Consider the following 14262-nt stretch of genomic DNA (forward strand, 5'->3'; position numbering starts at 1 on the left):
CCGGATAAAGCGCCGGCGGCTACGCTGCAGCCGACAAAAACAACAACAGGAACAGCGTCGTGCGAGACACCATCGAACACTTTCGCGAGCAGTATCGAGCCGCGGTCAGTCCGCGCTACAACCCCTGGCTGCATGGCGGTTTTGTCCTGGGCTATGGCTTGCTGTGCGTCGTCCTGCTGTGCAGCACCCTGCGTCAGGTGCAGCCCCTGGAATGGCTGGCGGTGCCCTTGGCGCTGCTGTTCTTCAACCTGTGCATCTACCTGGTGCACCGCTGGCTGGGGCATCACAAGCGCCGCTTCGCACGGCTGTTCTATGCCCGCCATACCGGCGACCACCACAGTTTCTTCGCCCCCGGGCTGATGAGCTATCAAGGCCGCAAGGACTGGCGGGTGATCCTGTTTCCGGCCTGGCTGATCGTGGTCCACAGCCTGCTCTTCGCCCTGCCGCTGTGGGCCTTGCTGCGCCTGTGGAACGGCAACGTGGCGGCGCTGTTCGCCAGCTGCACCCTGATCGGCTACCTGGCCTATGAAGTCTTCCATGCCTGCGAGCACTTGCCCGCCAGCCACCCCCTGGCGCGCCTGCCCTGGGTGCGGCAGATGCGCCGCCTACACGAGCTGCATCACCGCCGGGAATTGATGCAGGAGCGCAATTTCAATATCGTCCTGCCGCTGATGGACTGGCTGTTCGGCACCTTGTACTGGCAGCCCGAGGAATCTTCGTCCGCGGCGACCGCCTTCGACCCGGCCAGGCCCATGACCCGCATGCAGCATCAGGTCGATATTCCGCGCAGCGCCGAGGCCACCCTGGCCTATGCCGCCAGTCCGCGCTGCTGGCCGCAATGGCACCCGTCCTCGTTGCAGGTGCTGGGCGACGCTGGCCCGTTGTTCGCCGGGCAGGGTTTCGAGGAAGACATCCATGCCGGCGGGCGCAGCGGCCACCTTAGCTGGCGGGTCGAGGAGTACCTGCCGGGGCAGCGCTGGCGCGCCAGCGCCCGGGGCGAGCATGGCCTGGCATTGCGCCTGACCTATGAGTGCCAGGCGCTGGCGGCCCAACGCACACGCTTTATCCGCACCCTGGAATATCGCTTCGAACCTCTGCTGATGCGCCTGGGCAATCAGCTGTTATTCAAGCGGCGGATTGAGCGAGAATCCGCCGCCTCATTGCTGGCATTGTGCGAAACGGCCCAGCACGCCATTCCACTGCCGCCCGCCCCGGCGCCAGGCCACCCGGCCTGAGGCCGCCCCCGACAGGAGTCATTGCATGAATCACATAGCCCCTCGACGTTTCAGCGCTGCGCGGATTGTCCTGCTGGTGCTGCTGGCGATCCTGGCCTTCCTGCTGCTGTGGCCGACCCGGGTCCAGCCGGTGGCCTGGCAACCGGCGCCGGCACCGTCCCTGAGCCAGGGCGCGTTCGCCGAGAACCAGAAACTCAAGGCGCTGCAAGCGGTGGGCGCCCGGGATATCGACGGCCCCGAAGCCCTGCTGCTGGAACAGGACCAACTGATCAGCGGCCTGCATGACGGCCGGGTGATCCAGACCCGCCTCGACGGCAGCACCCTCAAGGTGCTGGTCAACACCGGCGGCCGCCCCCTGGGGCTGGCCCGGCACCCGGATGGACGCCTGATCATCGCCGATGCCATCAAGGGCCTGCTGGCCCTGGACAGCCAAGGCCAGTTGCAGACCCTGAGCACCGCCGCCAATGGCCTGGCATTCGGTTTTACCGACGATGTGGCGGTGGACGCCGCCGGACGCTACGCCTATTTCAGCGACGCCAGCAGCCGCTGGGGCTACGGCCATGACGGTGAAGCGGTGATCGAGCACGGCGCCGATGGGCGCCTGCTGCGCTACGACTTCCAGAGCGGCAAGACCGAGGTGCTGCTAGAGGGCCTGGAGTTCGCCAACGGCGTCGCCCTGGGACCGGACGAGGCGTATGTGCTGGTCAATGAAACCGGCGCCTACCGCATCAGCCGCTACTGGCTCAAGGGCGATCAGGCCGGCCGGCACGACCTGTTCATCGACAACCTGCCGGGGCTGCCGGACAACTTGAGCTTCAACGGCGCCGGGCGTTTCTGGGTGGCCCTGTATGCGCCGCGCAACCCGTTGCTCGACGGCACGGCGCCCTATCCGCTGGTGCGCAAGATGCTGGTGCGGGCGATGACGGTATTGCCCAAGCCGGTGGAAAAGCGCGGCTTTGTGCTGGGCCTGGACACCCAGGGCCGGGTGATCGCCAACCTGCAGGACGCCAGCAGTGGCAACTACTCGCCGATCACCACGGTGCGCGAATACGGCGATGCGCTGTACCTGGGGTCGCTGACGGCTCGGCACATGGCGCGCCTGCCGTTGCAGGAGGCACTGGCGCCTTGAGCGGATGAGGGATGGGATGCGCCGCGCCGGGGCGTGACAGCCCGGCGGGCGTCAGGGCGGCTGCGCCCGGTAGGGGCAAGCGCCCTGGCCACAGGGGAAGGTCAGGAACCAGCGGTGAGTTTCTCGGAGATCTCGTCCTTGATCAGCAGGCGCTTTTCCTTGAGTTTCTTCAGTTCGTCGTCGGCAGCAGCCGCCGCTTCGGCCTTGAGCACCTGATCATCGATGATGGTGTATTTGTCGAACAGAGCATTCAGGTGGGGGTCACTGGCCCGACGCTTTTGAATGTCTTCCTTACTGCAGCTCAGGTCCTGGTAAAGGTCGTGGGTCACCGGCATGGAACACCTCCGTGGTTGATGGCAGCAAGGGCCGGATAACGCCCCTGCCGGTGATCAGAATGGCCTTCGCGCCCCGGGTCTGTCGACCGCCAATCAGACCAGCGGTAACCGTTCGTCGCCCGCCCTGCCCTGGATCAATGCCCGGCCAGGGCCTGGGCCAGAAACGCGGCGGTACGGCTGTCGCGCTGCCGGGCCACCTGCTCCGGCGTGCCGCAGGCCACCAGGGTGCCGCCCTGGTCCCCCGCACCCGGGCCGATGTCCATGACCCAGTCGGCCTGGGCCACCAGGCGCATGTCATGCTCGACCACCACCACGCTGTGGCCCGCCTCCACCAGCTTGTCCAACTGGGCAAGCAACCGGTCCACGTCCTGCGGATGCAGGCCGGTGGTGGGTTCGTCGAGCACGTACAAGGTCGCGCCCCGGGCATTGCGCTGCAGCTCGGTGGCCAGCTTGATGCGCTGGGCCTCACCGCCGGACAGCTCGGTGGCCGGCTGCCCCAGGCGCAGGTAATCCAGGCCGATGTCGCAGAGCACCTGCAGGGTGCGGCGGATGCCCGCTTGCTCGGCGAACACCGGCAAGGCCTGCTCGACACTCAGCTGCAGCACCTGGGCGATATTCAGGCCCTGCCAGGTCACGGCCAGCGTCTCGGGGTGGTAACGGGCCCCCTGGCAAGTGGGGCATGGGGCGAAGACGCTGGGCATGAACAGCAGCTCGACGCTGACAAAGCCTTCGCCCTCGCAGGCCGGGCAACGACCCTTGGCCACGTTGAAGGAAAACTGCCCGGCGTCAAAGCCGCGCTCCCGGGCCTCGGGGGTGGCGGCAAACAGCTTGCGCACCTGATCGAACAACCCGGTGTAGGTCGCCAGATTGGAACGCGGGGTACGGCCGATGGGCTTCTGATCCACCTGCACCAGGCGCTTGATCTGCTCCAGGCCGGCACTGACCCGACCGCTGCTGCTTGGCGGCGCGTCGTCTTCCAGGTCCAGCTCCGGCGCCTCCTCGCTGCCGCCCACCTTGCCCAGATGGGCCCCCACCAGTTCCAGCAGGGCCTGACTCACCAGGCTGGACTTGCCGGACCCGGACACCCCGGTCACGGCCGTGAAGCAACCCAGGGGAAACGCGGCATCCAGGTCCTTGAGGTTGTTGCGGCTGACCCCCTCCAGGCGCAGCCAGCCCCGGGGTTGGCGCGGGGTGCGCCGGGCCGGGGCCCGCTCGGCGAACAGATAGGCCCGGGTCGGGGAAGCCGTGACCGCCGCCAGCCCCGCCGGCGGACCGCTGTACAGCACCTGGCCGCCCCGCTCCCCGGCCGCCGGCCCCACGTCCACCAGCCAGTCGGCACGGCGCAGGGTCTGCAGATCATGCTCCACCACGAACAGCGAGTTGCCGGCGGCCTTGAGCCGTTGCAAGGCCTGGAACAGCGCCTCGGCATCCGCCGGGTGCAGGCCCGCCGACGGTTCGTCCAGCACGTAGATCACCCCGAACAGCTGCGAGCCCAGCTGGGTCGCCAGGCGCAGGCGCTGCAACTCGCCGCTGGACAGGCTCGGCGTGCTGCGCTCCAGGGCCAGGTAGCCCAGCCCCAGGTCGGTCAGGGTGGCGACCCGCTCCAGCAGGTCCTGGGCGATGCGTTGCGCGGCCAGGCGTTTCTCCGGGGACAGGTTGGGGGTGTGCCGCACATCCGGCGCGCCGCGATGCTCCGGGGCGCCCCGGGCATGGCGCTGCTGGCGCGCGGCGCGGGTCTGGGCATGGCTCAGCACCGGCTCATCGGCGGTGGCCTGCTCCAGGTAAGCCGCGGCGGCCACCGGCCGCAGTACCTCGGCCAGTTGCAGCAACGGCAAGCGCGCCAGCTCGCCGATATCCAGCCCGGCAAAGGTCACCGCCAGGGCCTCGCGCTTGAGCCGCTTGCCCTCGCACAGCGGGCACGGGCTGCCGCGCATGAACTGCGCCACGCGCTTTTTCATCAGCGCGCTCTGGGTGTGGGTGAAGGTGTGCAGCACATAGCGCCGGGCACCGCTGAAGGTGCCCATGTAGCTCGGCTCTTGTTTGCGCTTGAGGGCCTCGCGGGTCTGCTCCGGGGTCAGCCCGGCGTACACCGGCACCGTGGGAGTCTCTTCGGTGAAGAGAATCCACTCGCGCTGCTGTTTCGGCAGTTCGCGCCAGGGAATGTCCACGTCGTAGCCCAGGGTTACCAGGATGTCCCGCAGGTTCTGCCCCTGCCAGGCCAGCGGCCAGGCGGCCACGGCGCGCTGGCGGATGCTCAGCGAAGGATCGGGGACCATGCTCGCTTCATCGACGGCATAGACCCGGCCCAGGCCGTGGCACTGCGGACACGCGCCCTGGGGGGTGTTCGGTGAAAAGTCCTCGGCGTAGAGCATCGGCTGCCCCGGCGGGTAGCTGCCGGCCCGGGAATAGAGCATGCGCACCAAGCTGGACAAGGTGGTCACGCTGCCCACCGAAGAGCGCGTGCTCGGCGTGCCGCGCTGCTGTTGCAGGGCCACCGCCGGCGGCAGGCCGTCGATGCGATCGACATCCGGCACCCCGACCTGATCGATCAGGCGCCGGGCATAGGGCGCCACCGACTCGAAATAGCGCCGCTGGGCCTCGGCATACAGGGTGGAAAACGCCAGGGACGACTTGCCCGAGCCAGACACCCCGCAGAACACCACCAGGGCATCCCGGGGAATGTCCACGTCGACATTCTTCAGGTTGTGCTCGCGGGCGCCGCGCACCCGGACAAAACCGTCGCGATCAGAAGGTGGCGTGCTCGCCAGGGCGTCATGGGGGACATGGGACGAAGAAGTCATGAACCTGCCTGCAGTTGGAGATCGGAAGGGACGCAAACCCACCCTGGGCGAACCGCCGGTGCCGGGCCACGCCCTGGTGCGACGGTGGGAATCGGCTCAGCCCCCCAGCAACGAGCGCACCATGGCGCTCAGGTCCTCAGGGGCGTAGGGCTTGCTCAGCAGGTGGGTGTCCGGGCTGAGCTGGTGATTGCGCGAGATCATGTCCCGGGTATGCCCCGAGGTGAACAGCACCGCGACCGGCGGCGCCTGGGTCCTGGCCCAGGTGGCCAGGTCGGTGCTCTTGATCAGCCCCGGCATCACCACGTCAGTGAAGATCAGGTCGACCGCCAGCCCCTGCAGCAGCAGTTGCATGGCGGCATCGCCGCTGGCCGCGGAGCACACCTGATAGCCCTCGTGCTTGAGCATCTCCACCGCGGCGCTGCGCACATCGGTGTCGTCCTCCACCACCAGGATCCGCTCCTGGCCCGCGTTCGCCCGCGGCACCGGGCCAACGGCCGGCAAGGCGGGCTGGGCGACACTGCGGGCAAAGTACATCTGCACCCTTGTGCCCTGCCCCGGGCGGCTGAGAATCTCGATATGGCCGCCGCTCTGCTTGACGAAGCCGAACACCATGCTCAGCCCCAGGCCAGTGCCGTGGCCGTCGGTCTTGGTGGTGAAGAACGGCTCGAAGGCCTGCTTGAGCACCTCGGCGGACATGCCGCCACCGCTGTCGGCCACCGTCAGCCGCAGGTACTGGCCGGGGCTCAGGTCCGTGCCGGCGCAGAACTGTCGATCCAGCAGCAGATTCTCCACGCTGATGCCGATGGTGCCCTCGCCGGCCATGGCATCCCGGGCGTTGATCGCCAGGTTGAGCACGGCATTCTCCAGCTGGTTGCGATCCACATGGATGCACCAGGGCTCGGCGGGCAGTTGCACCTGCAGGCGAATGGTTTCCCCCAGGGCCCGTCGCAGCAGTTCAGCCAGCCCCTGATCCAGCTCCTGGGGATCGTAGAGCGCCGGTGACAGCGGCTGGCGCCGGGCGAAGGCCAGCAACTGGGCCGACAGCTTGGCCCCCCGCTCCACCGCGGTCAGCGCGGCACGGGTGCGGCGCTGCACATTGCTGTTGTCCGGCTCGTGCCGGGCCAGCAGGTGCAGGTTGCCGGCGATCACCTGCAACAGGTTGTTGAAGTCATGGGCCACGCCGCCGGTGAGGCCGCCAATGGCTTCGAGCTTCTGTGACTGGCGCAGTTGCTCTTCGGCGGCCAGACGCGCATTGACCTCTTCCAGTACCCGCTGCTCGAGACTGCGCGCCATCTGCCGCAGGTTGTCCTCGGCGGCCTGCCGACGCTGTTCGGAAATCACGTGGCCGGTGGTTTCCACGACGATGGCGATCACCCCGGCCGGCGCCTGGTCGTCGCCGGCCACCGGGCTGTAATAGAGGTCCAGCCAGACGCTTTCCGGCTCGCCGTTGCGCAGCAGCACCAGCTCCTTGTTGCGGTAGGACAAGGTGCCGCCATTGAGGCAGGTGTTCATCACCCCGCGATTGAACTCGGCGACTTCCGGCCACCCCAGCTCCACCGCGCAGCCCAGCAGATAGGGATGGCGACCGCCGGCAAAAACCGCGTAGGCATCGTTGTAGATCATGTAGCCCAGAGGGCCACAGAGCATCACCATCGGCACCGGCGAACCGAGCATCAGTTGCACCGTGCTGCGCAGGCTGTGGCTCCAGTTGCGCAATGAACCCAGGCTGGTGACGGACCAGTCGAAGGCCCGGATGCGTTCGGCCATCTCGCCTTTCCACCCCTGGCACCCGTGATGATCTGATAAGAACGGCATGAACGGACTCTGCGAAAAACGTGATACAGCATGGATTTTCAAGAGGTTGCAGCACAGCCTCCAGAGCCTTTGAGCACAGCCTCTGCCGATGGTTTCACGGAAATTGCCGCGGCCCCGTTGAACCGACCCGGGGCGGGCCTGAAACAACAGGATAGGCGATGCCGTCCGATCCGGGAGGACGCCCGCAGGCGCCCTCCCGGCCACAGGCGGATTGCCCGCCCGCCAGGACCTCAGTCGGTGCCGTATTTCGGCGAGCGCGGACCGTACAGCAGGCCGGTGCGTTGCCCGGCCGACAGCAGGCGCTGGCTGGTGATGCCGGCGATCGGGTGCCCGGCGTCGGTGGTGGTGTTGATGATCTGCTTCACCGCGGCGGTGATCAGCATGCCCACCAGGCCACCGTTGTTGCCGTTGTTGCCTTCCTCGCTGGAAGCCCGGGCGCTGCCGGTCCACAGGGTGGTGCCGGTCTTGAGATCGACCAGGGTGGCGCTGGCGGTGACCACCGTCTCGCTGCTGATCAGCATGTAGCTGGTGCCGTACTCCTTGACCGTGATGTACAGCCCGGCGTCGGCGCCGAAGATCTCGTTGAGCTTGGCCGGCGACAGGCCATGGATGTCCGCCGGGTTGGTCAGGCCGTTGTGGCGGAAAGTTTCATCCACCACGGCAATCGGCATCACGTAGTAACCGGCTTCGGCCAGGGGAAAGGTCACCTGGGACAGCATGCTGTAGGTGGCCTTGACGTCCGGCGATTCATTGAGCGGCGGCAGCACCAGGATCGACTTCGGCCGGGCCTGCTTGTAGGCCGAGTAGTCCACGGTCTTGGGCGCGGCGCAGCCCACCAGCAGGCTGACGCTCAACAGGCCCAGGAGGTTGCGCAAGGTGGTGAAGTTCATTGAGCGGCTCCCTGCTTGGCGTTCTTCAACAGAAAGTCCATGTACGAGGCGGACTCGGGGAACAGCGCCTTCTCGGTATTGAACTGCTGCACCATCTGGTCATCCTTGCCCAGGCCCGCGTAGAGCATGCCCAGGTGCGCGTGGTAACCCGGCGGCACGGCCTTGCCGGTGGACTTGATCTTCTGCAGGTCACGCTCCAGCGCCTCGACCTGGGCTTCGCGGGCTTCCTCGCCCTTGAAGTATTCGTAGGTCTGGGCCTGGTAGGTTTCCCACTGGTACAGCGTCTTCGGCCCGCTGCAGCCGGCCAGCAAAACGCTGCCCAGCAAGGCGCCGGCCAGCAGTGGCCGCACGGTGAAGGTCTTGAACATGCTTACATCTCCCTGTTAGCAGTATTGATCAGCGGCCGGGTTTCCAGGCCCCGGCATCGATGGCTTCGACCATGCGGTTGACCGCCTCGCGCATGGCCAGGTCCAGCACCTTGCCGTTGAGGGTCGAGTCGTAGGAAGCGGTGCCGCCGAAGCCGATCACTTCACGGTTGGACAGGGCGTACTCGCCGGCACCCTGGGTCGAATAGACCACTTCGGAGGTGCTGATATTGACGATGTTCAACGCCACCTTGGCGTAGGCCACCTGGGTCTTGCCGCGGCCGAGAATGCCGAACAGCTGATGGTCGCCGGTTTCCTTGCGGCCGAACTCGGTGACGTCGCCGGTGACCACGAAATCCGCGCCCTTGAGCTTCTGCGCCTGGCCCTTGATCGCCGCTTCCTGCTGGATCTCGCCCATGTTGTCGCGATCCAGCACGTTGAACCGGTTGGTCTGCTGCAGGTGGGTGATGAGGATGGTCTTGGCCTGGCCGCCGAGGCGGTCGACGCCGTCGGAGAAAATCCCGCGCATGTAGCTGGAGCGGTTATCGAACTTGCCCACCGCCATCGGCACCCGGGCCCCGGTCCACACCTGGCTGGCGCTCTGGACCTTCTCCACCGGCAAGGCACGGGAGCTTTCAGTGGCACAACCGCTCATGCCCGTCAGCACCGCCAGTGCTGCGCCGGACAACATCAACTTCGAGATCACTCTCACTCTAGGTTCCTTTTTGAGTATCCATTTGGGTGCACCGTCTCGATGCACTTTCGCCCTGCCGTAAGCCTCTGGCCCCAGTCTGTGGGGGCTGGAAAAGCATCGGCGGGACGTTCTGAAACTTGATGCAGGGGGCATCATCGGCGGCGATTATGCCAAAGCGCCACCATGCCGAAAAGGAATAAAAAATCATCAACGTCCACCTGTCTCCGCTCGCAAAGCCTCGGGGCCGGTAGCTGTGTAGCCGCTGCCGCAGGCTGCGAACGGCTCCGCAGGAGACGCCAAGTCCTGAGATCGCCAGAGGCTCGGCAGCAGATCGCCAAGCAAGGCCCTGCGGGCCTTTGCGCAGCCTCGCCAGGGCTCGGCAGCGGCTACAGGCCAGTGCCGAGCCAGGCTTTGTAGCCGCTGCCGCAGGCTGCGAACGGCTTGGGCGGCATTCCGACGCAGGAGACGCAAAATCTTGAGACCGCCAGAGGCTCGGCGGCAGTCAGCGAAAGTCCCGACTGCGCACGCTGATGCCAGCCAGCAACGGGCTCAGATCCGTCAGGCGCCCGGCAATCAGGTGGCGCACTTCGCCCTCGGTCTCCAGGGTGCCGTCGACCTTGAGCAACTGCGAACCCACCAGTACCCGACGCTGGCGTTCGGCCAGGTCGCGCCAGACCACCACGTTGACGTTGCCGAACTCGTCTTCCAGGGTGACGAAGGTCACCCCGCTGGCGGTGCCCGGGCGCTGGCGCCCGGTGACCAGCCCGGCCACGCTCACCGAACGCCCGTGTTCCACCTCCAGCAGTTCCCGGGAACTGCGGCAGCGCCGGGCCTTGAGCTGCGCGCGCAGCAACGCCAGAGGATGGGGCCCCAGGGTGGTGCCAAGGCTGTGGTAATCGGCCTGCAGGTCTTCACCGACACTCGGCCAGGGCAGGTTCACCGGGGCCTCCTCCTGGCGTGGCAGATCGGCGAACAGCCCCAGTTGCTTCTCCACCCCGGCCACTTCCCAGCGCGCCCGGTAGCGATCCCCGGCCAGCGCCCGCAGAGCGCCGGCGTCCGCCAGCAGCTCCTGGGCCCGGACATCCAGCCGGGCCCGCTCGGCCAGGTCGGCAATGTCGGCAAAGGTCCGCTGCCGGCGGGCGCTTTCGATGCGCAGGCCGTCCTCCTGGCGAAAGCCCTTGATCATGCGCAGCCCCAGGCGCACGGCCGGCTGCCCGGACAGGCCCTGTCCAGCGTCCAGGCTGCAGTCCCAGTCACTGGCGCTCACCTCCACCGGCAAAATCTGCAAACCGTGGCGCCGGGCATCCTGGAGGATCTGGTCCGGGCTGTAGAAACCCATGGGCCAGCTGTTGATCAGGGCACAGGCGAAGGCCGCCGGCTCATGGCACTTGAGCCAGCAGCTGGCGTAGGTCAGCAAGGCAAAGCTGGCGGCATGGGACTCGGGAAAGCCGTAGCTGCCAAAGCCCTTGATCTGCTCGAAGATCTGCGCCGCGAACTCGTCGCTGTAGCCGTTCTTGCGCATGCCCTGGCGCAGCCGTTCGCGGTGCGGCTCCAGGCCGCCGTGGCGCTTCCAGGCGGCCATGGAGCGACGCAACTGGTCGGCCTCGCCCGGGGTGTAGTCGGCGGCGACAATGGCGATCTGCATCACCTGTTCCTGAAACAGCGGCACGCCCAGAGTGCGCTTGAGCACCGCTTCCAACTTCGGCGACGGGTACGTCTCCGGCTCTTCACGGTTACGCCGACGCAGGTAGGGATGGACCATGCCGCCCTGGATCGGCCCAGGGCGGACGATCGCCACCTCGATCACCAGGTCATAGAAGTTCTGCGGCTTGAGTCGGGGCAGCATCGACATCTGTGCCCGGGACTCGATCTGGAACACACCAATGGTGTCGGCGCGACCGATCATCTGGTAAGTGGCCGGGTCTTCGGCCGGAATGCTGGTGAGGCTGTAGCGCTGGCCGCGATAGCCGTGGATCAGGTCGAAACAGCGGCGGATGGCGCTTAGCATGCCCAGGGCCAGGATGTCCACCTTGAGCAGGCCGACCATGTCTAGGTCGTCCTTGTCCCACTGGATCACCGTGCGCTCGGCCATGCTCGCGTTCTCCACCGGCACCAGATGGTCCAGGGGCTGCTCGGAAATCACGAAGCCGCCGGGGTGCTGGGACAGGTGCCGGGGAAAGCCGATCAACTGCCCGGTCAGGCTCAGGACCCGGCGCAGCACCGGGCTCTCGGGGTCGAAGCCGGCCTCCTGCAGACGCTCGACGCTGGGCGGCGTATCGCTCCAGTGGCCGCAGCAGTCGGCCAGGGCGTTGACCTGATCCGGCGGCAAGCCCAGGGCCTTGGCCACATCGCGCACCGCCCCGGCGCCGTGGTAGGTGCTGACCACCGCGGTCAGCGCCGCGCGGTGCCGGCCGTAACGCTGGAACACATACTGCAGCACCTCTTCGCGGCGCTCGTGTTCGAAGTCGACGTCGATGTCCGGCGGCTCGTTGCGTTCCCGCGACAAGAAGCGCTCGAACAACAGGGTCGAGCGGTCCGGGTCGATCTCGGTGATGCCGAGGACGAAACACACCACCGAGTTGGCCGCCGACCCCCGGCCCTGGCAGAGAATGTGCTGGCGCCGGGCAAAATCGACGATGTCGTGCACGGTAAGAAAGTAGCTCTCGTAGCCCAGGTCGCTGATCAACGTCAGCTCATGCTCGATCTGCTGCAGCACCTCGGCCCGGGCTCCACCGGGCCAGCGGCGCAGAATGCCGCGCTGGGTCAGCACCCGCAGCCAGGAGCCGGCATCATGGCCGTCGGGCACCAGCTCCCGGGGGTATTGGTAGCGCAACTGGCCGAGGTCGAAAGTGCAGCGTCCGGCGATGACCAGCGATTCGTCGAGCAAGGCCTGCGGGTACAGGCCTTGCAGCACCTCGATGGGCCGCAGGTGACGCTCGCCGTTGGCGAACAGGCGCTGCCCGGCCTCGGCCACGGGCAGGTGATGGCGGATCGCGGTCATGGTGTCCTGCAGCGCCCGGCGCCCGCGCACGTGCATGTGCACATCGCCACAGGCCACGGCCGGCAGCCCCAGTTGCCGGGCCAGGGCCAGCCGCTGTTGCAGGTGCCGGGCATCGTCCTGGCCGCAATGCAGTTCCAGCGCCAGCCATAGGCGCTCGGGGAACATCTGACGCAGCCAGTGGCTGTGGTCCGTCGCCGGGCCATCGTCCGTCAGCCACAGGGCCAGCAGCCCCGGCAAGGGTTCGGCGAAGTCTTCGCGCAGCAGGCGATAACTGCCCTTCTCCGCCCGGCGCCGGGCCCGGGTGATCAACCGACACAGGCCCTGGTAACCCGCCAGGTCCTCCACCAGCAGCACCAGGCGCGGGCCGTCCTCGACCTGCATTTCGCTGCCGATGATCAGCTTCAGGCCAGTATCGCGTGAGGCCTGCCAGGCACGGACGATTCCCGCCAGGGTGCACTCATCGGTGATCGCCAGGGCCTGGTAGCCCAGGGCCGTGGCGCGCTGGAACAACTCGGCGGCACTGGAGGCGCCGCGCTGAAAACTGAAGTTGGACAGGCAGTGCAGCTCGGCATAGGCGCTCATGCGAACCAGCCTTGCAGGAGCAAGGGCCCGGGTTCGCCGACCTGGCGATAGGCCCAGCCCTGCTGGCCGGCCGCGGTTTCGATCAGGTAGTAGTCACGGCGCACGTCGGCGCCGTCCCACCAGCCGGACTCGATGCGCTCCGGGCCCATGAGAATCCGCACGCTGCCTTCGTTCAAGGGCTGCACCTCGCTGAACAGCCAGCCGGGACGGCGCAGCCCGGGGTTGGCCGGACACGGCTGCGGGTCGGCCCGGGGTTGCCAACTGCGCTCCGGTCGATGATCGGCGCGGTGCCCCAGGCCCTGCACCGCGTCATCCCCCAGGCGCGCCCGCAGGCGTTCGCGCAACTGCTCCCAGGGCAGGTTCTGCTGCGGGCGCTCGTCGAACAGTTCGGTGTGCCGGGGCACGAACAGCGGCAGGTCCTCGGCAACCAGCCGCAGGTTGCGCACCGGCGCCGGCACCTGGATCTGCTCCAGGCGCCCACGGGCCAGTTCAAACAGCATCGCCGGATCGCGCTCGGCGCTGAGCAGGCCCACCGGGATCAGGGTGTCGGCGCCTTCGGCATGTTCCAGGTGCAGGGCAAAACGCTGCACCCCGCTGTCGCGGCCACAGAGAAAGGCCGCCAGATCGGCAGTCAGCCGGCGCAGGGGAAACAGCAGCGCCTGATGGGACAGCACATCGAAATTCAGCTCGATGCGCAGGTCGAAACGGTCCGGCGGCTGATAGAACGCCAGCCCCAGCGGACGCTCACCGAGCAGGGTATCCAGGTGCTTGAGCAGGCTGCCGTCAAAACGCCGGGCCAAGCTAGACCGGGGCAGCTCCCGCAACTGCTGGAAGCTGCGCACCCCCATGCGCGACAGGGCCGTGGCCTGCTCCGGGGCCAAGCCCAGGCGCTCGATGGGCATCGCTCCCAGGGCCCTGGCCAGGGCCTCGCCGTCGGCCACCGCCAAGCCGTCATAGGCATTGGCCAGGACCCGAGCCGCCGCCGGATTGGGCGCGGCGACGATGCGATGGCGAAAGCCCAGGGCCTGCAACTCCCGGCGCAGGCGCGCCTCCAACTGCGGCCAGGGGCCGAACAGGCCCAGGCTGGACTCGATCTCCAGCACCAGGGTACGGGGGTAGGCCACGCTGACCTGGGAGCTGAAGCCATAGGCCCAGGCGGCGAGAAACTGCTGCCAGTGCTCGATCTGCCGGGGGTCGTATTCGGCGCTGGCAAAGGCCTTGGTCAGGGCCTGGGCGGCGGTCAGGGATTGCCCCGGGCGCAGGCCCAGCTCGCGGGCGGCGCCATTCACCGCCTGGATCACCCGGCGCTGCGGGGTGCCACTGAGCAGCGCCAGGGGCGCCTCGGGTTCGGCGCGCTGACGCAGCACGGCGTCCAGCGCCAATTGCGGGAACAGAATGCACACCCAGCGCATGCC

At 67.5% G+C, this 14262-nt stretch carries 10 protein-coding genes; 2 read left to right on the forward strand and 8 right to left on the reverse strand.

What is annotated here, in order from left to right; all coding sequences use genetic code 11:
* The first annotated feature begins 59 nt into the window (after window positions 1-59).
* Together PST29_RS18635 and PST29_RS18640 are read left to right on the forward strand one after the other, a co-directional pair.
* Complete coding sequence (locus PST29_RS18635) at window positions 60-1235, forward strand: sterol desaturase family protein (protein ID WP_060844019.1); 1176 nt, start codon at window positions 60-62, stop codon at window positions 1233-1235.
* Window positions 1236-1260: 25 nt separating this feature from the next.
* A complete protein-coding gene (locus PST29_RS18640; protein WP_060844020.1) occupies window positions 1261-2364 on the forward strand; it encodes an SMP-30/gluconolactonase/LRE family protein in 1104 nt (367 codons plus the stop codon).
* Between the two features lie 101 nt (window positions 2365-2465).
* Here the strand turns inward: PST29_RS18640 and PST29_RS18645 are convergent, their stop codons facing one another.
* From PST29_RS18645 to PST29_RS18680, 8 genes are all read right to left on the reverse strand, one after another.
* Window positions 2466-2699 (reverse strand): DUF465 domain-containing protein, encoded by a 234-nt coding sequence (locus PST29_RS18645; RefSeq protein ID WP_060839997.1) that lies wholly within the window; start codon window positions 2697-2699, stop codon window positions 2466-2468.
* A 134-nt stretch (window positions 2700-2833) separates the two neighbouring features.
* Window positions 2834-5500, reverse strand: a complete 2667-nt coding sequence (locus PST29_RS18650; RefSeq protein WP_060844021.1) for an ATP-binding cassette domain-containing protein — start codon at window positions 5498-5500, stop codon at window positions 2834-2836.
* Window positions 5501-5596: 96 nt separating this feature from the next.
* Window positions 5597-7315, reverse strand: coding sequence for an ATP-binding protein (locus PST29_RS18655; protein ID WP_060844022.1), 1719 nt, complete (start codon window positions 7313-7315; stop codon window positions 5597-5599).
* Between the two features lie 230 nt (window positions 7316-7545).
* Window positions 7546-8205, reverse strand: a complete 660-nt coding sequence (locus PST29_RS18660) for a DUF799 domain-containing protein (protein ID WP_060839999.1) — start codon at window positions 8203-8205, stop codon at window positions 7546-7548.
* Window positions 8202-8573 (reverse strand): DUF4810 domain-containing protein, encoded by a 372-nt coding sequence (locus PST29_RS18665; RefSeq protein ID WP_060840000.1) that lies wholly within the window; start codon window positions 8571-8573, stop codon window positions 8202-8204. Before PST29_RS18665 ends, PST29_RS18660 begins: the two co-directional genes overlap by 4 nt.
* A 28-nt stretch (window positions 8574-8601) precedes the next feature.
* Window positions 8602-9261, reverse strand: a complete 660-nt coding sequence (locus tag PST29_RS18670) for a CsgG/HfaB family protein (protein WP_162492856.1) — start codon at window positions 9259-9261, stop codon at window positions 8602-8604.
* Window positions 9262-9766: 505 nt separating this feature from the next.
* Entirely contained in the window at window positions 9767-12847 is a 3081-nt protein-coding gene (locus PST29_RS18675) for an error-prone DNA polymerase (RefSeq protein ID WP_060844023.1), read from the reverse strand.
* Window positions 12844-14259, reverse strand: a complete 1416-nt coding sequence (locus tag PST29_RS18680) for a Y-family DNA polymerase (protein WP_060844024.1) — start codon at window positions 14257-14259, stop codon at window positions 12844-12846. The genes PST29_RS18675 and PST29_RS18680 overlap by 4 nt, the downstream gene beginning before the upstream one ends.
* Window positions 14260-14262 lie beyond the last annotated feature (3 nt).

This window comes from Pseudomonas sp. St29, from assembly GCF_001547915.1.
Lineage (GTDB): Bacteria > Pseudomonadota > Gammaproteobacteria > Pseudomonadales > Pseudomonadaceae > Aquipseudomonas.